This is a genomic window from Micromonospora sp. NPDC023633 (genome assembly GCF_040640035.1).
Taxonomy (GTDB): domain Bacteria; phylum Actinomycetota; class Actinomycetes; order Mycobacteriales; family Micromonosporaceae; genus Micromonospora.
This window is the reverse complement of the sequence record NZ_JBFABB010000055.1, coordinates 16,956-40,023: the sequence shown is the minus strand read 5'-3', so window position 1 is coordinate 40,023 and position 23,068 is coordinate 16,956. Positions and strand designations below refer to the sequence as shown.

At 71.2% G+C, this 23,068-nt stretch carries 22 protein-coding genes; 5 read left to right on the top strand and 17 right to left on the bottom strand.

All coding sequences use genetic code 11. The annotated features are described in order from the left end of the window. Positions 1-357: 357 nt before the first annotated feature. Positions 358-1,035 carry a hypothetical protein gene (locus AB0G13_RS18750; RefSeq protein WP_357875753.1) on the top strand — a complete coding sequence of 226 codons (678 nt, stop codon included), beginning with the start codon at positions 358-360 and terminating at the stop codon, positions 1,033-1,035. A 60-nt stretch (positions 1,036-1,095) separates the two neighbouring features. Here AB0G13_RS18750 and AB0G13_RS18745 read toward each other — a convergent pair whose 3' ends face one another. Together AB0G13_RS18745 and AB0G13_RS18740 are read right to left on the bottom strand one after the other, a co-directional pair. After that, positions 1,096-1,488, bottom strand: a complete 393-nt coding sequence (locus AB0G13_RS18745; protein WP_357875751.1) for a hypothetical protein — start codon at positions 1,486-1,488, stop codon at positions 1,096-1,098. Positions 1,489-1,755: 267 nt separating this feature from the next. Next, positions 1,756-2,364, bottom strand: coding sequence for a CatB-related O-acetyltransferase (locus tag AB0G13_RS18740; protein WP_357875770.1), 609 nt, complete (start codon positions 2,362-2,364; stop codon positions 1,756-1,758). A gap of 200 nt (positions 2,365-2,564) precedes the next feature. Between AB0G13_RS18740 and AB0G13_RS18735 the strand changes: the two genes are divergently transcribed. Further along, on the top strand, positions 2,565-3,179 hold the full coding sequence (locus AB0G13_RS18735) for an aminoglycoside adenylyltransferase domain-containing protein (RefSeq protein ID WP_357875749.1): 615 nt from the start codon (positions 2,565-2,567) through the stop codon (positions 3,177-3,179). A gap of 33 nt (positions 3,180-3,212) precedes the next feature. Here AB0G13_RS18735 and AB0G13_RS18730 read toward each other — a convergent pair whose 3' ends face one another. Then, on the bottom strand, positions 3,213-3,965 hold the full coding sequence (locus tag AB0G13_RS18730) for an alpha/beta hydrolase (protein WP_357875747.1): 753 nt from the start codon (positions 3,963-3,965) through the stop codon (positions 3,213-3,215). Positions 3,966-4,104: 139 nt separating this feature from the next. Beyond that, positions 4,105-4,656, bottom strand: a complete 552-nt coding sequence (locus tag AB0G13_RS18725) for a hypothetical protein (protein ID WP_357875768.1) — start codon at positions 4,654-4,656, stop codon at positions 4,105-4,107. A gap of 168 nt (positions 4,657-4,824) precedes the next feature. Here AB0G13_RS18725 and AB0G13_RS18720 point away from each other — a divergent pair, with 168 nt between their 5' ends. Further along, positions 4,825-5,466 carry an MBL fold metallo-hydrolase gene (locus AB0G13_RS18720; RefSeq protein ID WP_357875745.1) on the top strand — a complete coding sequence of 214 codons (642 nt, stop codon included), beginning with the start codon at positions 4,825-4,827 and terminating at the stop codon, positions 5,464-5,466. 152 nt (positions 5,467-5,618) lie between these two features. Here the strand turns inward: AB0G13_RS18720 and AB0G13_RS18715 are convergent, their stop codons facing one another. Beyond that, a complete protein-coding gene (locus tag AB0G13_RS18715; protein ID WP_357875766.1) occupies positions 5,619-7,268 on the bottom strand; it encodes a family 10 glycosylhydrolase in 1,650 nt (549 codons plus the stop codon). A 967-nt stretch (positions 7,269-8,235) separates the two neighbouring features. On the opposite strand from AB0G13_RS18715, the gene AB0G13_RS18710 reads away from it, so the two are divergent. Next, the gene (locus AB0G13_RS18710) at positions 8,236-10,575 is read left to right on the top strand and encodes an isoamylase (protein WP_357875743.1); all 2,340 of its coding nucleotides are present in this window, start codon (positions 8,236-8,238) and stop codon (positions 10,573-10,575) included. Positions 10,576-10,629: 54 nt separating this feature from the next. Here the strand turns inward: AB0G13_RS18710 and AB0G13_RS18705 are convergent, their stop codons facing one another. From AB0G13_RS18705 to AB0G13_RS18650, 12 genes are all read right to left on the bottom strand, one after another. Next, entirely contained in the window at positions 10,630-11,268 is a 639-nt protein-coding gene (locus AB0G13_RS18705; protein ID WP_357875741.1) for a hypothetical protein, read from the bottom strand. Then, on the bottom strand, positions 11,265-13,640 hold the full coding sequence (locus tag AB0G13_RS18700) for an FHA domain-containing protein (RefSeq protein ID WP_357875739.1): 2,376 nt from the start codon (positions 13,638-13,640) through the stop codon (positions 11,265-11,267). Before AB0G13_RS18700 ends, AB0G13_RS18705 begins: the two co-directional genes overlap by 4 nt. Positions 13,641-13,662: 22 nt before the next feature. After that, on the bottom strand, positions 13,663-15,543 hold the full coding sequence (locus AB0G13_RS18695; protein WP_357875737.1) for a protein kinase: 1,881 nt from the start codon (positions 15,541-15,543) through the stop codon (positions 13,663-13,665). 146 nt (positions 15,544-15,689) lie between these two features. Next, positions 15,690-16,484: an ABC transporter permease gene (locus tag AB0G13_RS18690; protein WP_357875735.1), complete on the bottom strand. Its 795-nt coding sequence runs from the start codon at positions 16,482-16,484 to the stop codon at positions 15,690-15,692. After that, entirely contained in the window at positions 16,481-17,470 is a 990-nt protein-coding gene (locus AB0G13_RS18685) for an ATP-binding cassette domain-containing protein (protein ID WP_357875733.1), read from the bottom strand. Before AB0G13_RS18685 ends, AB0G13_RS18690 begins: the two co-directional genes overlap by 4 nt. A gap of 76 nt (positions 17,471-17,546) precedes the next feature. Further along, positions 17,547-17,903 carry a hypothetical protein gene (locus tag AB0G13_RS18680; protein WP_357875731.1) on the bottom strand — a complete coding sequence of 119 codons (357 nt, stop codon included), beginning with the start codon at positions 17,901-17,903 and terminating at the stop codon, positions 17,547-17,549. Positions 17,904-17,913: 10 nt separating this feature from the next. Next, positions 17,914-18,483, bottom strand: coding sequence for a helix-turn-helix domain-containing protein (locus AB0G13_RS18675; RefSeq protein ID WP_357875729.1), 570 nt, complete (start codon positions 18,481-18,483; stop codon positions 17,914-17,916). A 378-nt stretch (positions 18,484-18,861) separates the two neighbouring features. After that, entirely contained in the window at positions 18,862-19,482 is a 621-nt protein-coding gene (locus AB0G13_RS18670; protein ID WP_357875727.1) for an L-threonylcarbamoyladenylate synthase, read from the bottom strand. A gap of 83 nt (positions 19,483-19,565) precedes the next feature. Next, positions 19,566-19,952 carry a DUF202 domain-containing protein gene (locus tag AB0G13_RS18665; protein ID WP_357875725.1) on the bottom strand — a complete coding sequence of 129 codons (387 nt, stop codon included), beginning with the start codon at positions 19,950-19,952 and terminating at the stop codon, positions 19,566-19,568. A gap of 52 nt (positions 19,953-20,004) precedes the next feature. After that, positions 20,005-20,403 carry a DUF202 domain-containing protein gene (locus AB0G13_RS18660; protein WP_357875723.1) on the bottom strand — a complete coding sequence of 133 codons (399 nt, stop codon included), beginning with the start codon at positions 20,401-20,403 and terminating at the stop codon, positions 20,005-20,007. Next, the gene (locus AB0G13_RS18655; protein ID WP_357875721.1) at positions 20,397-21,125 is read right to left on the bottom strand and encodes a sulfite exporter TauE/SafE family protein; all 729 of its coding nucleotides are present in this window, start codon (positions 21,123-21,125) and stop codon (positions 20,397-20,399) included. Before AB0G13_RS18655 ends, AB0G13_RS18660 begins: the two co-directional genes overlap by 7 nt. A gap of 2 nt (positions 21,126-21,127) precedes the next feature. Then, complete coding sequence (locus AB0G13_RS18650) at positions 21,128-22,003, bottom strand: hypothetical protein (protein WP_357875719.1); 876 nt, start codon at positions 22,001-22,003, stop codon at positions 21,128-21,130. A gap of 126 nt (positions 22,004-22,129) precedes the next feature. On the opposite strand from AB0G13_RS18650, the gene AB0G13_RS18645 reads away from it, so the two are divergent. After that, positions 22,130-22,912 (top strand): DeoR/GlpR family DNA-binding transcription regulator, encoded by a 783-nt coding sequence (locus AB0G13_RS18645; RefSeq protein WP_357875717.1) that lies wholly within the window; start codon positions 22,130-22,132, stop codon positions 22,910-22,912. Positions 22,913-23,068: the final 156 nt, after the last annotated feature.

Here is a 23,068-nt window from a genome sequence, read left to right as displayed (position 1 = left end):
CACCGATCCGCCGCTGAGTATCCGCACCTAGGCCTGTTTCAAAAGTGACCGGGCTGCTCGGCTGGGTCGTGAGCCCGATACTCGGGCGACGAGTACGGCCGGAACTGCCCCGGCCGGAGGCCGAGTTCCGGCTCTGGGAGCAGGTCTGGACTGGTTCCCCTTCACCACCGTGCTGCTCGGGTAGACGCCGTGGTGCATGCTCCGGCGGCGTGGCGCCGCGGACCTCTACATCTTCGGCGGCGCGGCCATGGCTGGCACCGTCCAGCTTTCCTCTCGCTGATCCTGTTCGTCGGGAATGGCGGGTGGCCAGTCGAGGGGTTTCGGGGTCGATACTGGCCCTGGAAGCCTGCGGCCAACGTGCCGTACCTGGTGGAAGGGGCGGTGGCGGCTGAGGTGACGGCGGGGAATCATGAGCGGCAACTTGTGGGTCCCGTGTTGGGGCTGGAGATGGCGCAGATCGCGGCCCTGATCGGCCAGGGCGGGCGGTCAGAGCGGCCGACACTGGTCGGCGTGGAAGGGTTCGGCGGTGCCGGCAAGACCGTCTTCGCTCGGCGGCTTGGTCAGTTGCTGGGCAGTTTCCATCTGGTGCACCTGGACGACTTCCTGATCCACGGCGTGGTCAGCAACGAGGACAAGACTGACTTCGACCGCGGGGAACTCACGCGTCGGGTGCTTGAGCCGGCCCGGCGTGGTGAGCTCACGGAGTACCAGACTCTGACCGACAGCGACGGTGGGCCGGGTAGGTGGGTGAGGGTGCCGGCGGTCCGGTATCTCATCGTGGAGGGAGTGTCCGCCTACCACCCCGAGCTGCGGCAGTACTACCACCACCGGATCTGGGTCGATGCGCCGATGGAGATCGCTCGGGAGAGGGCCAGGCAGCGGGACATCCGGCGGGGTATCTACGACCGGGATCTGTGGGACGCCTGGGAACGCTCGGAGATCAGCTACAAGGCCAAGTACGTCCCGCACCTGACGTGCGACATCGTCTACGACAACGCTGGCGAGGCCGCCGACATCCGATGCGGAGACGAGTGAGTCGCCCCTGCACAGCACTGCTGGTGCGTGGACGCGGCGTCGCCTGACGATGCGGAAGGTTCACCGACTGCCCGGGGCGGGCGCATCACATCCCGGCCGATGCAGCCAGGGTGCAACCCTGGGCGCTGCGGCGACAAGGGCGACCGCGAGCACCGTGACGAACGCTTGCCCGATCCGTCCGAGCGTAATTCCAGGAGCGGTGTCCAGCACGTAGTTGGCATACCCGTTCGCCACCGCGTCGCTGGCGAGCACGACGCAGCCGAGCAACAGCCCTTCAAGCCGGCGCAGCGCCAGCAACAGCGCCGCAAGCGGGTCGAACACGGTCAGCGAGGTGAAGTACCACATCAGCCACACCGGCGTGGACGGACTTGGACCACCCGGCCGGACACCGAGCACATCGCCCAAGTGAACGATCCCGCCGTACGCGAAGACACAAACAGCGGCGATCACCACAACACGAACCCACCTGGGCACACCTGCCCACCGCCGCAGCGATGTCCGTGTCGCCGCCAAATGACCCCCCTCGGTCGGGCAATGGCCGACCCATCGATGCTAACGCGACGCCCCAAGAACGTCGCCTACCCGGCTCCAGGCGACGACCAACGGCATTCAGCCATACCCGGGATGGCCGCAGCCTGGCCTCGCCGCGACACTGGCAACGTTTATGGTCACGGCACCAGCCGGCCCGCCGTCTTCCGGGTGGCGGGCCTCGATCTTCCGCTACCGGTGCCCGGGTGCCGCAGCCTCGAGGGCGTCGACGCTGCCGGACATGATCGTGCGGAGGTGCTCGGTGATGTGCGGGAGCGGCCAGTCCCACCAGGCCAGCGCCAGCAGACGAATGATGTCCTCCTCGCTGTAGCGACGGCGGATGAACCTGGCCGGGTTGCCACCGACGACGCCGTAGTCGGGGACGTCGTCGACGACGACGGAACCGGAAGCGATGATCGCCCCGTTGCCGATGCGGACGCCGGGCATCACCATGGCGCGGTATCCGAGCCAGACGTCGTTGCCCATCACGGTGTCACCCCGTCCGGGCAGGCCGGTGATGAGGTCGAAATGCCCGGCCCAGGACCCGCCCATGATCGGAAAGGGAAACGTCGAAGGGCCGTCCAGACGGTGGTTGGCGCCGTTCATGATGAACCGCACGCCCTCGCCCAGTGCGCAGAACTTCCCGATGACCAGCTTCTCCGGCCCGTAGTGGTACAGCACGTTGCGAGTCTCGAAGGCGGTCGGATCATCCGGGTCGTCGTAGTAGGAGAACTCGCCGACCTCGATGAGCGGGGAGGTGACCAGCGGCTTCAACAACACCACCCGCGGCTGCTCCGGCATCGGATGCACGACGCTCGGATCGGGCGCGACGTCTACCATCACGGAGCACTTCCTCTCGGGCGCGGACTGACCACACCCATGATCGCAAAGGCTCCACCGCAAACTGTCGCATTCGCACGGTGGAGCACCTGTCCGGCAGACCGCGATCCCGCTTGCGCGGCGACGGCGGCAGACCGCCCGGCGCGCACGCGCGACGGCGGATGGACGATGAGGAACGAAGGGCACTCCTCGACGGGCTGTTGACGATCTCCGGCTCCCCCGCCGGGGCCCGCCCGGTCGAACTCACCGTGGTCGTCCAGTCCGAGGTCCGCCCGTGGCGGTTTCCGCCGACCGGTGATTTCCTGTACGGCGAGTGGCTCCGCGACGAGTTCGAGGCCGGTGGCGTCCCACGGCGGGAACCGATGCCGGACCTGGCCCTGCTGATCACGATGGTGCTGGCCGGAAACCATCCGCTCACCGGCCCGCCGCCGGCGCAGGTCCTGGACCGCGTACCGCGCGCGGACCTGGTCCGGGCGAGCGTGACGGGCATCCCGGGCCTGCTCGACGACCTGGACGGCGACACCCGCAACGTCGTGCTGACCTTCGCGCGCATCTGGAGCACGCTCGCCACCGGCGAGATCCGGTCGAAGGACGCCGCCGCCGACTGGGCTCTGGCCCGGCTACCCAGGGAGCACCGGCCGGTGCTGGAGCATGCCAGGGCGCTGTACCTCAGCTGCCGGTACTCCGACGAGCGCTGGAGCGACGAACTGAGGGCCCGGGCCCGTCCGCACGTGGATCGGATGCTCGCGGAGATCGACCGGCTGTCGCACCGCTGAGCGTCGCCGGTGCGGGGCGGGAAGGAGAGCCGGTCACCGGGCCAGTCGCTGCGAGATCCAGTCGGCCGCCCGCCCGACCGCCCGCCGGGACTCGTCGGTGTGGTCCAGCATGTCGAACCCGTGCTGCCCGTCCGGTACGTCGATCACCTCCACCCGTACGCCGGCGTCGGTCGCCGCGTCGAGGAACACCGCGACCGTCTCGGCAATCTCCTGTCGTTCCCGGCCGGCCCGGGTGAGCAGCAGCGGCGGTACGGGGCCACCCGGCTCGCCGATCGCCGCGCCCGCCTCGAAGCGCGGGTCGACGCCCCAACCCGGTATCGGCGCGAGGAGCGGATACGTCAGCGCCACCGCCCGCAGCCAGGAGGGCCGGTCCCGCAGCCAGTCCGTGCTCAGCAGTCCCCCGCCGGAGAAGAACCAGAGGGCGATCCGCCCGCCGTCGACGCGCGGGTCGGCACGTACCCGGTCCACGGCCGAGGCGACGTCGAGGGCGGCGGTCGGGCAGTCGGTGACGGGGCCCTGCGCACCGACGACGACGCGCATCCGGTGCTCGACGGTGACGGCCAGGAGACCGAGGTCGGCGAGGAGGCAGCCGTAGCCGCGGTAGACCGGCCAGTCGCGGGGACCCGGGTGCACGTCGGCCGGTAGCGGTCCCCCGTGGACGAGGACCACGGCGGGGTGCGGACCGCCGTCCTCCGGCACGTACCAGTCGAGATTCGCCTCCCGCTCGGGCTGGCGTGCGGTCGGCGTCAGCACGAACGGGCGAAGAAAGTTCGGCGTCTCGTTCACGATCGCATTCTGGCACGGTCCGGCCACTCTGTGACACCGCGGTCGAGCGTCGCGCCGTCGACCGCCACCTGGGGCCGTCGGGTGCGCCTGCCCACCGAGGCGATCCCCGCGATGCGTACGGCGGCCGTTGCCGTGCGGCTCAGGCCCCGGGGTCGGGCGACCCGGGCGGCGGCAGCGGCAACTCGACGGCGTCCACCGTCGCGACCCGCACGGCCGAATGCGCCGGCGGCAGCCTGTCGGCTCGCGGCGAACGACTGTGCACCCGGCCCTGGCCGGTCGGGTCCGGCCGCCTGCTCACCTCGCAGGTCACCATCAGGATCGGCGGGGGCGGCGCGGTGAACCGGCCGGCACCCCAGCGCACCCAGAGCGGGATCCGCCCCGCGTCGGCCTCGGCGAGCAGCTTCTCCCAGGTGCGGCGGCGCGTACCGTGATCGACCTCGACGACGACCGGCGGCCCGTCCGGACGGGCGCAGGCCACGTCGAGCACCGACTGCTGTGCGGACATCGGCGGCGGCAGCGGCAACACGCTGGACGCCCGCCGGTAGACCCGCCAGCCCCGCTCCCCCGCCCAGGCGACCACCGCGTCGATCAGCCGGGCGGTGACCTCGTCCGTGGTCAGGTCGGTGAAGGTGAGCGCGTCGAGCCGGTCGGCCAACGACGCCGCCAACCGCTCCCCGTCCGCACCGTCCACCACCGCCGCAGGGTAACCCGCGCGATCGGTCCGCCTCGCGACCGGGGCGGCACGAGGGCGAGCGCCCCGCGCGCGCTGTCGCCCCCGTGCCCGGTCCACCGCGCACCCGGACGCCGAGGGCAGGTCCACGGGCAGCCCTCCCGGCGCGCGAGGTGCTACAAGGGAGCGATGGAGCTGACCAAGTACGGCCACGCCTGCGTCCGGCTGGAGAAGGCAGGCCGAGCCCTCGTCATCGACCCCGGCGCGCTGACCCCCGAGCGCGAGGCGTTGGCCGACGTGGAAGCGGTCCTCGTCACCCACGAGCACTTCGACCACTTCGAGCCCGACCGGCTCCGCGCGGCCGCCGCGGCCGATCCCGCCCTGGTCGTCCACACCTGCCCGGGGGTCGCCCGGCACCTGACGGATCTGGACGACCGGGTCCGGGTGGTCCGCGACGGCGACGTGCTGCAGGTGGCGGGCTTCCGGGTGCGGGTGGTCGGGGAGAAACACCACCGCAGCCACCCCGACGTCCCGCCCGTGGACAACGTCGGCTTCCTGATCGACGACGAGGTCTTCCACCCCGGCGACGCGCTGACCGTCGTGGACGTGCCCACGCTGCTCGTGCCCGGCCAGGCGCCGTGGATGACCGTCCCGGACCTGATCGACCACCTACGCCGGACGGCTCCCCGGCGCGCCTACGCCATTCACGACGGCCTCCTCAACGACTGGGGCCTCCAGGTGCTCGACGGCGTACTGCGGAGCGAGGCCGACCGCCTGGGCGCCGACATCCGCCGCCTGCGACCCGGTGAGCGTGTCCACCTCGCCCGCTGAGACCAGCGGTGTCCATCAGCAGGACGCCGCCGCGATCGGGCTGAGCCCCTGCCCCTGTGCCAGGTCCGCCAGGGACACCTCGTCCGGTCACCACGATCCGCCCGGCCACCGTCGGGGTCCGTACCGTCGAAGGCCGTGGGTCCCCGGATCGCCTACCGCGCGTCGACGGAGATCGGCGTGCTGATCGGGCCCTCGTTGCCGCTGCGGTCCAGGCCGGACACACAGTAGGACAGCGGCCGGCCGGCGGGGGCGGTGTGGTCGACCCAGCCGGCACCCCGGACGGTGCCGACGAGCCGGGCCGCGTCGCCGTCCATGCGGTAGACGGCGAAACTCGTCGCGCCGTCGCCGCGCCAGGCCAGCGTCACCCCGCCGGCGTCCGCACGCCGCGCGTCGGTGACCGTGGGGGCGGTCGGCGGCGCCGCCGGCAGCTGCGCCATCGCGGGCACCAGCGCCGGGCCGGCGTAGTGGGCGCCGCTGTACCGGCTGACCGCCCCGAGCTTGTCGGCGCGCACCTGAGCGGCGCTGAAGTGCACGCTTCCGCTCACGCCGTACCGGCGGTTGAGGGCGAGCTGGCGGTCCAGCTCGGCCGGGTCGCGCCAGGCGCCGCGCTCGCCCACCCGGTAGTCGGCCTGGCCGATGTAGAGCTGCACCCGGGTGCCCCGCACCGTGGCCGCCCACCACGGCAGCAGCTTGGCGTAGTCGGCCCTGCCGAACCCGATGTGCCAGTAGAGCTGCGGCACGACGTAGTCCAGCCACTGCTCCCGCACCCAGAGCCGGGTGTCGGCGTAGATGTCGTCGTAGCTCTGCAACCCGGCCGTCGCCGAGCCGGCCGGGTCGGTGCGCTTGTTGCGCCAGATGCCGAACGGGCTGATGCCGAACTTCACCCACGGCTTGATCGCCTTGATCCGCTCGCTCATCTCGCGGACCAGCGTGTTCACGTTGTCCCGGCGCCAGGCATGCTTGTCCGCGAACCCCCGGCCGTACCGGGCGAACGTCGCGTCGTCCGGGAAGTCCTGCCCGGCCTCGGGGTACGGATAGAAGAAGTCGTCGAAGTGCACCCCGTCGACGTCGTAGCGCTGCACCGCCTCCAGCATCGCGTCCTCGACGAACTTGCGTGCCTCGGGGATGCCGGGGTTGAAGTAGAGGCGGCTGCCGGGCCGGTCGGCGCTGGGATAGGTCACCACCCAGTCGCGGTGCCGTCGCAGCGGGTGCGTCGGCGCGAGCCGGTCCAGCCTCGGGCCGGGCCCGCCCACCGTGGCCGGCTGCCCGCCCCGGTACGGGTTGAACCAGGCGTGGAACTCCAGGTTGCGGGCGTGCGCCTCGGCGACCATGAACTCCATCGGGTCCCAGCCCGGGTCGCGGCCGTCGCGTCGCCCGGTCAGCCACTCCGACCACGGCGCGTACGCCGACGGCCACAGCGCGTCCCCGCTCGGCCGCACGTGCACGAAGACCGCGTTGTGGTTGCGCCGCACCGCCAGGTCCAGCCAGCCCCGGAACTCCGCCCGCGCCGACTCCGCCGGCAACCCCCGCCGGCTCGGCCAGTCGATGTTGTTCACCGTCGTGATCCACATGCCCCGCAACTCGCGGGGCGCCCGGACCTCCCGACCGGCGCAGACGGGGGCGCCGTCCGCCGGGGCGGTACCGAAGGCGGTCACGGCGCCCTGCTCCGGCGCGCCATCCTCGCCGGCGACCCGGTCCCGCAGCGCCCAGGCGCCGAGCGCGACCGCCATGGCGAGCGCGGCGACCACCGCGACGAGAGTCTGGGTACGACGGCGGCGGGCGGGCGAGTCGGCGGCGGGCATCGCCTCAGTCTGCACAGTCGAACCTCCGGACGCACCAGGTAGACCGCTACTTGACGGTCAGCTAAGGCCGGCCGCCGACGACCGGGACTGACAGGGGCACGATCTGCCAGTGGGACTGCGACGCGTCCGGCAGCGGGGAGCGCTCACCCGCCAGCGGCTACCGGAGCCGGCTCTGCCGTGACCGATCTGGCGACTCTCAAGGCGTCACGGGACGCGGATCACCTGTAGCTAGTGTCGGTCGGCCTCGTCAGCGGTGCTGTGGTCAGTGTCCCGGGAGACGAACGGGGTGCGCATGCGGGTCATCGCGTCCGCGCTCACGTCTACCGCCTGCCCGTGCTCGCGGTCGGTGTCCCGGTCGCTCCCTGAAGCGAAGGGATTCAGGGCGGGCGGCGTCATGTCTGCCAAAACGCACTCCAAGGTGTCACAGGGCAGCGCACAACGGATTCGCTGGCAGCTGCAAGCCGGAAGAAGGCGGGCGGTCGGGGCGCGTCATCGGCCGTCACATACCCGCTTCGACAGCCTACCGCTTTCACGCCCGTTGCAGACGGTGAGGTGCGACCGGGGCGATCGACCATCGCGGCGAACCGGGACCGGCGGTCATGATCTGCGCCGAGCTGACCGCAGAGATGGGGACGCGGTGGATCACGTCGTAGGCGTTGTGGATCGTTCCAGGCCACCCAAGGCGGGGGGATGGCCAGGTGCGCGGCCAGCAGGGCGGCACGGTAGTCGACAGCGTAGGAGCGGCGCCGGGCTGGCCCTGGACACCCCCGAGCCGACCGGGTTCGATCGGCGGCCGTCGACCACTTTACGGCCTTGAAATCGACTGTTATCTTTTCGCCAATCTTGCAGAGAACTTTCAACACCCCCGGACGTCATACCGGTAGAGCGGCCGGGATCGCCCCACCTCGCATCGTCCGACCCGTCCCCTCACGTCACGTCGGTTCCGCGTCCCGTCCGGGAGAAGACCATGTCCGTACCGCAAGCCTCGCGTGCCCGAGCCACCCTCGCCGCCCTGCTCTGCGCCGCGCTGGCCGCCGTCGCCGCGCCCCTGATCACCGCGCCCGCACCGGCCGTCGCGGGCATCGACACTCGCACCCTCGGCGCCCGGTACGACAGCGCCGGGTCGCGGATCACGTTCCGGGTCCACTCGTCCGCCGCCACCCGGATGACGGTCAATCTCTACGCCGCACCTACCGGCACCCAGGAGAACGCCAGCTACCTGCTCACCAGGGATGCCGCCGGCACGTTCGCCGTCACCGTCGACGTCGCCGCGCTGCGCAGCGCGGGCATCAGCGGCACCGTCTACTACGGCTACCGCGCCTGGGGCCCGAACTGGCCGTACAGCACCGCCTGGACGAAGGGTTCCTCGGCCGGGTTCATCGCCGACGTGGACGCCGCCGGTAACCGGTTCAACCCCAACAAGCTTCTGCTCGACCCGTACGCCCGGGAGATCAGTCACGACCCGCTCCGGCCCGGCATGACCACCTCGACGGTGTACGCCTCCGGCCCGACGTACCGGGCTGTCGACAGCGGCCCGCACGCGGCGAAGGGCGTCGTCCTGCCCACGACCACGCCCGCTTTCGGCAACAAGCCGGGCCGGGCGCTGAAGGACGACGTCATCTATGAGGTACACCTGCGCGGGTTGACCCGCAACGACCCGTCGGTGCCGGCCGCCTACCGGGGCACCTACCGGGGCGCGGCGCTGAAGGCCGGCTACCTCGCCTCGCTCGGGGTGACCGCGGTGGAGTTCCTGCCGTTGCAGGAGACCCAGAACGACACGAACGACGTCGACCCGACCGGCACCACAGGCGACAACTACTGGGGCTACATGACCCTCAACTACTTCGCCCCGGACCGCCGGTACGCCTACGACCGCTCGCCAGGCGGGCCGACCCGGGAGTTCCAGCAGATGGTGAAGGCGTTCCACGACGCCGGGATCAAGGTGCTGGTCGACGTGGTCTACAACCACACCGGCGAGAACGGGGTCTACAGCGCGGGCGGGTCGTCCGTCTACGACGTCTTCTCCTGGCGCGGGCTGGACAATCCCACCTACTACTCACTCACCGCCGACCGGCAGTCCTCCTGGGACAACACCGGAGTCGGTGGAAACTACAACAGTTACCACCCCGTCGCCCAGGATCTCATCGTCGACTCGCTGGCGTACTGGAAGGACGTCCTCGGGGTCGACGGCTTCCGGCACGACCTCGCCTCGGTGCTCGGCAACACCTGCCAGCACGGCTGCTTCTCGTACAGCCGTACCGACCCGAACACCGCACTCAACCGAATCACCCGGGAGATGCCGCCCCGACCGGCCGGCGGTGGCGCGGGCGTCGACTGGATCGCCGAGCCGTGGGCGATCGGCAACGGAACCTACCAGGTGGGTAACTTCCCGACCGGGTGGGCGGAGTGGAACGGGCGGTACCGGGACACGCTACGCCGCGACCAGAACAAGCTCGGCGTGGACGCGGTCACCCCGGGCCAACTCGCCGACCGGTTCGCCGGCTCCTCCGACCTGTACGGCGACGACGGGCGACGGCCTTGGCACTCGGTGAACTTCATGGTCGCCCACGACGGGTTCACCCTGGCCGACTTGTACGCCTGCAACGGCAAGAACAACAACCAGGCGTGGCCGTACGGGCCGTCGGACGGCGGCAGCGACGACAACATCTCCTGGGACCACGGCGGGGTCGCCGCCGACCAGCGTCGGGCGGCCCGCAACGGGCACGCATTCCTGATGCTGTCGGCCGGCACCCCCATGATCACCGGCGGCGACGAAACCCTGCGCGGGCTGCGCTGCAACAACAACCCGTACAACCTGGACTCGTCGGCGAACTGGCTGGGTTGGAGCCCGACCACCGACCAGACCACCTTCCAGACCTTCGCCTCGCGGCTGGCCGCCTTCCGCCACGCGCACCCGGCGCTACGGCCGGCCAACTTCTACTCCGCCGCCGACGCCAACGGCAACGGACTTGCCCAGCTGGCCTGGTTCACGCCGGCAGGCATCAGCCCGGACGGTGCGTACTGGGGCGACGCGGGAAACCACGCGCTCGGCTGGCGGATCGACGGCACCGAGTTCGGCGACCCGGCATCGGCGATCTACGTCGGCTACAACGGCTGGTCCGGGGATGTGAACTTCACCCTTCCGTCCCCGGGAGCCGGGAAGCGCTGGTACCGGGTCACCGACACCGCCACCTGGGCGGAGGGCGCCAACCAGGTCGCCGCACCCGGGTCGGAGACGCTGATCGGCGATCAGGGCACCGGCTATCTGCTGCGCGGTCGCAGCCTGCTGCTCCTGGTCGCCCGATGATCCGAAAGGCGTAACCGTGCGTAGTTGCAGGCGACTGCCGTCTGATACTCCAGCCTAGTCGGGCACGACCTCGCCGGTGATGGCGCGGGAACGCTGCGCGACGGCTGCGCTTATCGGTGCGAGCGCCGGAAGGTGCATGCCCTGCGGGCCGAAGATCAGCCAAGCGACCGCGACCGCGTACCACGGCGCCGCCGGGCCATGCAGCATCAGCGGGTTGCCCTCCTGGTAGCGGAGGATGAACGACCACTGGGTCAGGTCGGCGGTGAGTTCCAGTACGCCGTTGTGCCAGAAGCTCAGCAGGTTGCCCTGGTAGTCCGCGAGTAGCCGCTGGTTGGTGAGGATCATCCGCACCTGCGCCTGGTCCCGCCACTGTGCCGCCGCCATCGCCTGGGCGCGGTTGCGGGCGCTGGCGTTGCTGATGGCGTCACCGGCCATGCCGGCGAGCACGAAACTCGTCGAGCCGAACCAGAGGTGGCTGCTCTCCCGATACTGCATGGCGGTGCCGTAGAAGCGTGCGTAACCCAGCACCGTGTCGCCGAAGATCGTTTCGTTCTGGCTCAGCCGTAGTCCGCTGGGCGGCAGCGCGATCAACTGGCCACCCCGCGCCAGGTGCTCGTACAGCCGGCATGCACTGCTCCAGCCGTCGCGCATCACGGCTTCGAGGGCGGGGACAGAATCTTTGCGGCGACTCACGTGCGGTTCCTCCGGCTTTCCAGTACGGGCTCGTGGCGGCGTAGCGCCCACCGCACCGCCGCGGACAGCAGTACGGTCTGGCCGGCCAGGACGGCCATAGCCCAACTCCACGTGCCGGTGGTATGCGCCCAGAGTGCGTCCGGCGCAGGCTTGAGCATTATCGCGCGCAGGTCCACTGTGGCAGCCGCGGCGGCGTATCCCCAGCGGGCCGGGGCCAGCCAGGAAAGCTGTTCGATGCCGGCGCGCTCGACCACGGCGAAAAGCCCGCCGCAGAGCACGAGCTGCGCCATCACGAGCCCGACCAGCACCGGCATCGTCTGCTCGCTCGTGGACACGTAGACACTGACCAGCAGCCCCAGCACGGTCGCTGCCAGCGTGGTCAGCCAGAGCACCGCGATCAGCTCGACCAGCGGCACGCCCAGCACGAGCGCCTCGGGGGGTACCGGCCGGCCCAACATGCCGAGAAGGACGAACAGTGCCGCCTGGAACGCGTTCAGTACGGCGAACACGACCAGCTTCGCGCTCAGGTAGGCGCCGGGCGCCATGCCGACCGCCCGTTCCCGGCGGTAGATGGCGCCCTCCCCGACGAACTCGCGGATGCCGCCGGCCAGCCCGATGAAGATCGCGCCGGTGATCAGGATGACGAGCAGCTCGGCGGCCTCGGTGCTACGCCCGGGCGGTTGTGCGGGCTGCCCGAGACCGTCGGAGCCGGGGACCACATGCAGCAGAACGGCGAGACCGACCGGCAGGCCGAGGGAGAGCGCCGCGTACAACCGGTCGGCGAGGGTGACGGCGACCGTGCGGCGGGCGACGATCGCCATCTGCCGCCACCAGCCCTGACGCGGCGGCGGCGCGGTGACCACCGCCCGCTCACTCGCCGGTGCGGCCTTGGCCGGCGGGCGGGTGGCCGCGAACTGGGCGGCCCAGACGTCCGGCTCGGCGGCGACCGCGGTGAACACGTCGGCGTACTCGGCCGCCCCGAAGAAGTCGAGCAGCTCGTCCGGCGGGCCGAAGTAGGCGACCTTGCCGCCGCGGGCGAGTACCAGCACCCGGTCGCACACGTTCAGGTGCAGCGGGCTGTGCGTCACCACCACGACGGTCCGGCCACGGTCGGCCAGCTCGCGCAGGCCGTGCATCACGTCGCGGTCCAGCGCCGGGTCCAGCCCGGAGGTCGGCTCGTCGAGGAAGAGCAGCGAGGGCTCGGTGAGCAGCTCCAGCGCCACCGAGGTGCGCTTGCGCTGTCCACCGGAGAGCGTGTCGATGCGCTGGTCGGCGTGCGCGGTGAGGGCGAGTTGGCCGAGCACCTCGTCGATGCGCTGGTCCCGCTCCGCAGGTGTCACATCGGGGCCGAAGCGAAGCCCGGCCGCGTAGCGCAACGCACGGCGTACGGTTAGTTGGCGGTGCAGGATGTCGTCCTGCGGGACCAGGCCGATGCGGTGCCGCAGGTCGGCGTACTCGGCGTAGAGGTCACGGTCCTGGTAGCGCACCGTGCCGGACTGCGCCGGGCGGTTGCCGGTCAGCGCCCCCAGCAGCGTCGATTTGCCGGCGCCGCTCGGGCCGACGACCGCGAGCAGACTGCACTCGTCCAACTCGAACGAGACTTCCGAGAGCAGGTTCCGCGCGCCGACCTTGACACCCAGCCCTTCGGCGCGCAGCGACACCCGGCCGGCGTCGACGTAGTCGTGCAGTGCGGCGCCGTCGAACACCATCTGGTGGTGCCCGAACGACAGGAGGTCCCCGCCGTTCAGCACCGCCCGCTCGATCTGCCGTCCGTTGACGTACGTGCCGTTGCGCGTACCCAGGTCGATGACACGGAATCCGGCACCGTCCCGAACAAGGTCGGCGTGGTAGCGGGAGACCAGCAGATCGTCGAGGACGATGTCGTTGTCCGGCTCCCGCCCGATCCGGATCCGATCCGCGGTCGGGTAACTGGCCGAGGGGATCCGGCCCGCCGCGAATCGTGCACCGGATGGTGGTTCGGCGCCGGGTACGAAGCCGTTCGGCCGCACCTCGGCCGAACGGGCTGGCTGCGCCGAACCGGTCACCGTCGGCGGGGCGGCGGGAGGCCCTTCCGGGCGGAAGGTGAGCACGGGACCGTCGACGTCGTTGCCGAGCCGCACCGCGCAGGCGACCGTTATCTCCAGCTCGTGCACCTGACGGCCGTCGACGAATGTGCCGTTGCGGCTGGCGAGGTCACGCAGGTGCCACCGTCCGGCCCGGTAGGTGAGCTCCAGGTGCTCGCGGGAGGCCCGCGAGTCGTCCAGGACGATCGAGCAGAGTGGATCACGGCCGATTCTCAACGGCCCGCCGACCGCCGTGACACGGCGCTCCCCGCCCTCGCCGGGTATTCCGACCAGCAACGTGGCGCTCACGCCACCACCGGCCCCGGGGCGGTCACCGGCTCGCCTTGGGTTTCGGCAGCCGCTTGGCCATCGACGTCGCCATTTTGATCAGGTCGCTCTGGTAGCTGCCGCCTACGTAGTCGTTCTGGATCGCGACCTGGAAGAGCACCTGGCCCGAGCGGACGAAGATCATCGCGTAGACGCCGTTGGATCCGCCGGCGGTGATCCCGAACGACTCCTGACCCAACTTCGGCACCGTGAACGGCCGCCATCCGCACCGCTCGGCCGCCGTGCGGACGGCATCGAGGAACGGGTCGGCAGCGTTGCCGTAGAAGCCGGCGACCGCCGAGCCGAGGTACGGGTACTGGCCGGTGGTCACCCAGTAGCCGTTGCTGCTGTGCGCCCCGATCGCATCACCGCGAACTGTGCCGTCCGAGCAGAGCGAAAGCTTGGTCAGACCATTGTGCAGCGCGTCGTTGGTGGAACTCTTCTTGACCGAGTCACGCTCTGTCTTCATCGCGGACCCGACATCGGCCACCGACAGCAGTACGGGCTCCAGTGCGGTCACCGCCGGCGGCGGGGAGGCACGGTCGACGCTGGGGGTGGGACTCGCGGTCAGGTCGCCGGGAAGGTTGCCCCGGACGAGGTTCCACCCCGTCGGTACGCAACAAGCGACGAGGAGAACCGTCGCCACGATTCCGATGATCATCGGGGCCTTGGACTTCTTCCGGGGCTGGCCGGGCGCCCCGGGGAAACCTGCCGGCCCTAAGCCGGGCGGCAGCGGGTACTCCGACGGTCCCGCAGCCGCCGACGGCCGGGGTCCGGGCGGCAGCGGGTAGTCCGACGACACCGGGTTGCCCGACGGCGGGCGGCCGGGCGGACCGGAGGTGGGCGGCAGCGGGTAGCCGAAGGGCGGTTGGTGGCCGGGGGCCCCGGAGGTGTGGGCCAGCGGCGAGCCGGGCGGTGGCGCGTAGCCGGGCGCCCCGGACGTGGGCGGCAGCGGGTGGTGCGACGGCCCGGGGCTGGGCGGTGGCGTGGCCGGCTGCGGTGCCCCGCCGACCGAGGTCTCCGGCGGTGCGTCCGACAGCGCCTTGACCCAGGCTGCCGCAGCGGCCGGCCGGCGCTCGGCGGTCACCGCGACCATCGACAGGATTCCGCGTATCACCCGGTCCTGCCCCGGACCGAGTGACGCGGTGAGCCGCTGGGTCATGCCGTCGATGTCGCCCGGCATCGGCATCTCGCTGGTCAGGGCGTAGTAGACGGTCGCGCCGAGGGCGTAGCGGTCCGTGGCCGGGGTGTACTCGCCCCGAGCCAGGGACTCCGGTGCCATGAACGGCGCCGTGCCGTACACCCGGGCGGTGCCGCTGGTGCTGCGCAGCCGGACCAGGCCAAAGTCGACCAGATAGGCCCGCCCGCTGCCAGAGACCAGGATGTTGGCCGGTTTGATGTCCCGGTGCAGGACCGGTATGCCGTCCGTGTCCTGGCCGCTGTGCAGGTAGTCGATGGCCTCGGCGATCGGCTCGAGCGGCTTGAGGATGCCCAACCCGCGTACCCCGCCGCTTTCCAGCATCTCCTGCAGGCTGCGGCCTTCGATCCACTTCATGACGAAATACAGTCGTGGTGCGCTGTCCGTGGTGGACTCTCCGGCCGGATGCGGCGACGGGCCGACGAATACCTCCTTGACCTTCACCAGCGCCGGGTGTTCGAGCTGGGTCGCCAGCGCCGCCTGCAGCCGGAGGCCCTCCAAGCCGCGGTCGGTCTCATCCTCCGCTGGTACCCGGAGGATCTTCACCGCGTACGAGAACGCCACGTTTCCGTGGTGCTCGCGAGCTCGCCAGACCTCGCCCTCGCCACCAGCGGCGCGCCGCTCGATCAGCTCATACCGGTCCGGCGCGTCCGGCGGTCCCACGTAGCTGTACTGCGCATCCGACACGATGATGATCGTGCCAAACCGTTCCGACGAATCAAAATTCGTCTTCTTATCGCAAGCCTTCAGAACTCCAGGTAGAAGCCGAGGCGGTACAAGCGGCGTAGGAACGTCTGCCAGGGCCGGACCGTCGCCCGGGTGGCCCGCCCCAGTCAGGCAACGTCCCTACGTAGGGGCAGGACGATAGCCAGCAGAGCGGCGGCAAGCGCATAGGCGACCAGCAGCCCGGCCCCGGCCGGCGGGGAGAGGAGCTGCGGTGCGGCCCCGGCCGTGTCCTGGGCCACCTGGGTGAGCGCGGTGAAGTTGGTCAGCGCGGCGGTGGCGCCGCCAGGCAGGAACGGGTAAGCCGTGTTCACCCCGGGAATGAAGAGCAGCAGGTTTTCCCCCATGTAGAGGTACGCGCCCAGGCCGGCCAACGCGATCACCTGGTTGCGGACCAGTGCGCCGATGCCCACGCCCAGTACCGTGTAGGCGGCCATCGCCACGACCAGGCGCAGCAGCAGACCGACGACGACATCGGGTGTTGCGCCGATGGGGATGTCCCGGACAGCCGTCCCGGCGTAGAGCGCGATGCCGGCCGTGGTCGTGGTGATCAGCCCATAGGCCGCTCCGGCGACGAGGTAGACGAGGAGTTTCGCGGCCAGCACGCTCCAGCGTCGAGGTGCGAACAGGAACGCGGTCGATATGGTCCGGTGCCGGTACTCGGAGGTGACCGCCGTCGCGCCGAACAGTGCAGGGACGATCACTCCGAGCCCGGCGAGGCCGAGTACCGCTCGGATGCCGGCCTCGGTGTCCATTCCGGGCAGTGGCGGATTGACGTTCTCCGGACCGATGACGGTGAGCAGCCCGACCAGGCCGCCTCCGAAGACGACCGCGGCGACCACCGCCCAGGTCCAGAGGCGGGTGGCGAACAGCCGGCGGAACTCGGCTCGGACGAGGTGGCTCATGTGATGGTCCTCTTTTCCCCGGTCAACTGCAGAAATGCCTGTTCCAGGTCGGTGCGGTACGGCGTCAGTCCGTACACCCTCAGGCCCGCGTGCGCCGCGGCGTCAGCCACCCGTTCGGCGTTGAGGCCATGGACTCGCAGGGTGCCCGGACCGGTGTTCTCGATCCGGGGCGGGCGACCGTCGGTCGTCCCGACATCGGCCAGTCGCGCGGCGAGGAGGTCAGCGTCAGGAGACTGGACCACGACGGCGGGAACGGTTACCGCAGCGAGTTCGTCGAGAGTGCCTTCGGCCATCAGGCGCCCGGCGTTGAGCACGACCACGCGATCTACCATCTGCTCCACCTCGCTGAGCACATGGCTGGAGACCAGAACGGTGCGCCCCTCGTCGGCGAGCTGGCGTAGGAACCGGCGTAGCCAGGCGATCCCCCCGGGGTCGAGCCCGTTGGTCGGCTCGTCCAGGAGTAGCACGGGAGCGTTGCCGAGTAGGGCCGTGGCGAGGGCTAGCCGCTGGCGCATACCGGTGGAGAATCCGCCGGTATTCCGGCCCGCGAACCCGGACATCTCCAGAGCCTCGATGACCTCGTCCGCGCGCCGTGCCGGCAGCCCGGCCATGTCGCAGTAGATCCGCAGGTGGTCCCGGGCGCTGATTCCGGGATGACAGCTCGATGCGTCCAGAGCCGCGCCGACGGTACGAGCCGGCTGCGGCAGATCGACGTAGCGCCGGCCACCGATGAGCGCGTCGCCAGAGGTGGGCCGGATCAATCCCAGGATCATCCGCAGGGTGGTCGACTTTCCGGCGCCGTTCGGTCCGAGGAAACCGGTCACCCGCCCGGGCTCCACGGTGAAGCTCAGGTCGGTGACGGCCGGGACGGCACCGAACCGCTTGGTGAGGTTGCGCACCTGCACCCTTACCCCGTCGGACGTCTTCGTGATGTCGGTGAGCGGCTCGTCGTGGTCATCGGGAATCAGTGTTCGGATCGCGGGCATGAGGCATCGCCATTCGTGGTGGGTCAAAAGGGGCCGGTGTGGCCGTCGGCCGGTGGGGGAAGGTCGGACGGACCGGTCAGGGCTTCCGGGTGGCCTCTTCGATGAGCCGGACCGTCGCGCGGGGGTCGCTGACCTGGATGACGAGGCGGTTGTAGCGTTCGTCGGTCAGTTCGATGACGACAGCCTGGGCTGGGTCGCGAACGTCCCAGAACACCCGCTCGCCGTCGAGGTGGAAGGTGCCCGCGACGATGACCCCGGGAAGGTGCGCTCCCGGCGCTCGCAGCCCCTTCGACTCCTTGACGATTCCCGGGTCGGCGGTCGCGCCCCTGACGTTGACCAGCGGAATCGTGAGTCGGCTCTTCAATGCCCAGAGCTTGTCCAGGCCTTCGATCTCCACGACGAGGGCCTCGCCGTCAATGTGCACGCGTGCCATGTCTCTCTCCTCAGATCTCGTGCCGGCTGAGCTGGTCGGCCACAGCGCCGCCGGCTTCGGTGGTGTGCGTCTCGGACGCGCCGGCCCTGGCCCGCAGGCGCAGACCCAGCACAGCGGCGGTCAGCTCGGTGGCCGGTGCCGCGACGCGAGCGGTCTCGTCAGCGCCCTGATACGTGGCGATCAGAACCCGGCCGAGGGCCTCGTCGAACTCCTGCAAGCAACCGGCGACAATTTCGGCGACCTCGGAGTCGATGGGCGCGCGTTCAACCGCGGCCCTCAGGAGCAGGTCGAAGCCGGGTTGCGCCGCGTCGGCGGCAAGTGCGCGACGCAGCGCCTCGGTGATGTCGTCGGCCGCCGAGACGGCCATGACGAGTGGTCGCACGTGGTGCTCCACGTGCCAGCGCAGCGCCCTTGTGTAGAGCCCTCGCTTGCTGCCGAAGGTCTTGTACAGGCTGTTGCGATGGACGCCGAGTTTGGCCACCAGGTCATCGACGGACGTGCCGTCGTACCCCTGGTCGGCGAACACCTCCACAGCCGCCTGAACAGCCTGTTCCTCGTCGAACCCGCGTGGTCTTCCCATGCCAACCACGGTAGCGGGTTTAGGAACGACCAGTCAAGAACAGTCGTTCCTAAATTCCGTTGAGAGACTGCCGGTGGCTGAGGGTCAGCGGAAGGTGACCGTCTGCAACCCGCGCCCGCGCCCCGACGGCACCAGCGGGGCGAGCGGGCCCCCGCCACCCCGCGATGCGTCCCGCGCACCGGGTCCGACACCCGCACAGCCGCCAAGTCCCACCCATGTCGCGGACACTGCGGCAGCCCTGTCACCCGGACGCCACGCATGTCCCCGCTGCCAGTCGGTCACCTGCCGGAGACGGGCCGACACCCCGGCAGCCGCCGGTCGGGATCGGGGGCGCTGTGATGAGGATTTCCCCGAACGACCGTCGCCCCAACGATGCGGCTACTCGAAGCAGCCCGGGTCTCCGGCCCCGTGGCGCAGGATCTCGGGCTCAGGTTGCGACAGGTCGACCACGGTGGTCGGCTCCTTTCCACAGTCGCCAGCGTCGATCACCGCGTCGAGGAGATGGTCCAGCCGTTCCTTGATCTCCCACCCCTGGGTCATCGGCTCGTCCTCGCCAGGCAGCATCAGGGTGCTCGACACCAACGGCTCGCCGAGTTCGGCCAGCAGCGCCTGGACGACCGTGTGCCTGGGGACCCGTACGCCCACGGTGCGCTTCCTGGGGTGCAGCAGCCGGCGCGGCACCTCGCGGGTCGCCGGCAGGATGAAGGTGTAGCTGCCCGGGGTGCACGCCTTCACCATCCGGAAAACCGAGTTGCTGACCTGCACGAACTGGCCGAGTTGGGCGAAGTCACGGCACACCAAGGTGAAGTGATGCCGTTCGTCCAGCCGACGGATCTCCCGGATCCGATCCAGACCGGACCGGTTGCCCGGCTGGCAGCCGAACGCGAAGCACGAGTCCGTCGGGTAGGCGATCAAGCCGCCGTTGCGGATCAGGTCGACGACCTGCCGGAGGACCCGGGGCTGCGGGTTGTCCGGGTGCACGTCGTAGTACCTCGCCATACGCCCGAGACTAGGTGTTGCCCGGACGACGCGCCTCCCCCTCCGGTACGGCCACCTCGACGCGGTCGCCGCGGTTCGCACGATCACGGGGGCGACGGCGGCGTCGCGGCGGTCAGCACGGTCACCGCGGCGGCGATGCCGAGAAGGCAGGTGAGCCCCGCGACGCCGGCCATCCAGCCCGCCCCCGGGGTGACGACCGGCGGCCCCGGTGGCACCGGCTTCCCGCGCGCCGTCGGGACCGGTTGCCGCCCAGTGGTGCGGTGCGATGGGACGCACCTCGCGAGGGCGAGCGCGCCCGCGCAGAGCGCCGGTGCCGCCACGGCCGGGTAGGCCCAGCCGCCGAGCAGCGGGGTGAGCAGGCGCGCGCCGACGGCACCGGCCACCAGGAACGCCGCCGCGGTGCGCCGCCAGGCCAGCATGGTCCGCTCGAGTTGCAGGCCGGGGTCGCCGTCCAGGGGCGGCGGTGTCACGGGGCGCCCTGTCGACGCCGATCGGTCCACATGCCGGGCGCGGCGGCGCGGCTCACCGGACGAGGCCGAGCAGGATCAGTCCGGCCGCCGCGACCAGTCCCAGGCCGAGCGGCATCGCCAGCGCGGGTGGCGGCAGGCTCCGGCCGAGGCGCAGCGCCGCCTCCGTGCGCAGCCAGCCGAGCCACGCCTGCACCGGCGCCGCGGCGCCGAGCACGATCAGGACGACGGCCGCCGCCCGGCGCAGCCCGGGCGCGATGGGCAGGGCCAGCGCCTCGAGAGCGATCCCCGCCGCGAAGAGCGCCAGCGAGGTGCGGATCCAGGCCAGGAAGGTCCGCTCGTTGGCGAGGCTGAACCGGGGGTCGGGGTCGACGCCGGTGTCGAAGACCCGGCCGGGCCACCGGCGTCGCCGGTCCGCCCGCGAGGAGGTGTCGTCGCCGGTGTCGACTACCACAGGGCGGTCACTCCCTTTCCGACGGCGATGATGCTGCCGATCAACGCCAAAGCGATGACCGACCGCCGGGCCCGCTCCTCCGGCAGCCAGCGGGACAGGAGCTGGCCTGCGGCGATGCCGACCGTCATCGCCACACCGCAGGCCAGCAGCAGGGGCCAGGACAGCGCTGGCGTGCCCTTGGCGGCCAGCGACAGCACGTTGGTGACCAGGCCGACGAGCTGCACGGTCGGCACGAAGCTGCGCTGGCCCCAGTCGGTGCTCACCGCGTAGACGGCCAGGGGCGGCCCGCCGGTGCCCGCGGTGGTGTTGAAGAACCCGGAGGTGAAGCCCGAGAACACCGGCCCGCCTCGGCGGCGCAGGAACCGCAGCGGGTTGCCCCGGGCGACCCAGGCGACGGAGACCGCCGTGATCGACCCGACGCCGATGAGCAGCAGCGGTCCGGGCAGGGACGCCACCACCCAGGCGCCGAGGGGGACGGCGACCACGACGCCGACGATCATCTCCACGGCCAGCCTGCCGTTCAGGGCTCGGAAGGTCGAGGCCAGGACGACGAGGTTGATCGCGGCGGAGAGCAGGTTCGCCAGCACGACACCGGTGAAGGGGCCGAGGATGATGACCAGGAACGGCGCCGCGACCAGCGCGAAGCCGAGCCCGGTGACCCGCTGCATGGCCGCCCCGAGGGCGACCGCCACCACCGCGAGGGCGGCGCCGAGGAGGGCCACCGTCAGCGGGACACGGCGTCGTCAACCACGTCGCAGAGGCGGCGCAGCCGGTCCACGGAGATGGTCCGCAGGTCGTCGGCCATCGTCGGGCTGCCGACGACCGACGCCCAGATGGCCCGGCCCGCGAGGAAGCCCGACGCGCCGGCCTGGCAGGCGAGGCGGACGGCGTCGGGGAAGAGCTCGGCGGGTACGCCGGACGACAGCACCACCCAGGGCCCGGCGATGGACTCGCTCAGCCGGGTGCAGCCGGCGACGATCTCCGCGGGGGTGCCCTGCCCGGCGGTGGGGACCTCGGCCTTGTAGAGGTCGGCGCCGAGCGATCCGAGCTCCCTGGCGGCGGCGAGGATGCCGGCGTCGTGGTCGAAGGCGCCGCCCTGGCGGGGGGCGCGGGACACCGGCTCGATGATGCTGACGAGTCCGTTGTCGCGGCACCGCCGCACGAAGTCCGTCACCAGGGCGATCCGGGCGGCGGGGTCCTCGTCGGGGCGCCAGAGCACGAGCAGCTTGAGCGCCTTGGCGCCCTGGGCGCGTACGGCGGCGGGGTCGACGTCGTCGTCGATGGCGACGTCGGCGACGAACTCGGTGGCGCTGGCGGTGAAGCGGTCGGCGGCGGCGATCAGGGCGCACTCGGGGGCGACGGCCTCCTGCGCGATGACGGCGTCCCAGCCGAACTGCTTGTCGACGAGGATCGCCGAGGCGTGCGGGCTCAGCGCGCGGGCGGCCGCGACCTTGAAGTCGGTGATCTGCGCGTCGGTCACCGGCTGGCTCTGGTGGGCGGCGAACATCGCCCGCAGGGCCTCCCGCTGGTCGACGGCGAGCATGGCGTAGCCGCCGGAGGGGCGGGCCAGGACGGTGGGCGACACGGTGGCGACGGTCATGGTACCTCCCAGAATTACCAAAGGACGTTGGCAACCTACCATCGGATGGTAGAAAAATAACATCCCCAGGTTGCTCTAAACTCTCCACCGAGCCCCGTGGGGTGACATCCGGCAGGAGGGCCCGGCATGAGCGTGCAGACGTCCCGTTACGAGAGCGCCCCCCGGCGCCGCACGCAGATCATGGTGGCGCTGCGGCGGGCGGGCTTCCTCTCCGTGGCGGAGCTCAGCGCCCAGCTCGGCGTCTCGCAGATGACCGTCCGCCGCGACCTGCGTCAGCTCGCGGAGTCCCACGAGGTGACCCTCGTGCACGGCGGGGTCAGCCTGCCGCCGGGCGGCGTCGCCGGTCCCGGCTTCGCCTCCCGGGCCCAGACCCACACCGAGGCCAAACTGGCCATCGGGGCGGCCGCCGCCCGCCTGGTGCAGCCCGGCGACACCATCGGCATCGACAGCGGGACCACCGCGGCCGAGGTGGCGCACGCCCTGCCCGCCGAGTTCGAGGGGTGCGTGGTCACGCACTCGGTGCCGGTGCTGGGGCACATGCTGTCGCGGCCGCGCGCCCGGGTGATCGGGATCGGCGGCGAGCTGCTGCACGACAACCAGGCGCTGGTCGGCTTCGCCGCCCTCGACCTGACCCGCCGCCTGCGGATCCGGATGCTGTTCCTCGGCGCCGGCGCCGTCGACGAGCGCGGGGTCTACGTGCGCTCGGAGATCGAGCTCAGCGCCAAGCACGCCCTGATGGAGATCGCCGACGAGATCGTCCTGGTGGTCGACGCGAGCAAGTTGACCTCCACCGCTCCGGTGCAGGTCTGCGGGCTCGACCGGATCGACAGCATGGTCGTCGACGCGCCGCTGCCCGAGGCGGTCGCGACGGCCGTACGGCGCAACGGCATCCGCGTCATCACCGCCTGATCCTCCCCGGCCCGGCCGTCACCTGCCGCGCGGTCCGCAACGGCCTCAACTTCACCGAGCGCGGCTTCGGCACCCGGGTCGCCTCCCACCGCATCGCACGGTGACGTGTCCCGTCGCGGTGCGCGTCGTCCTTTTTCGCCCTTCCCGCCCGTCGCC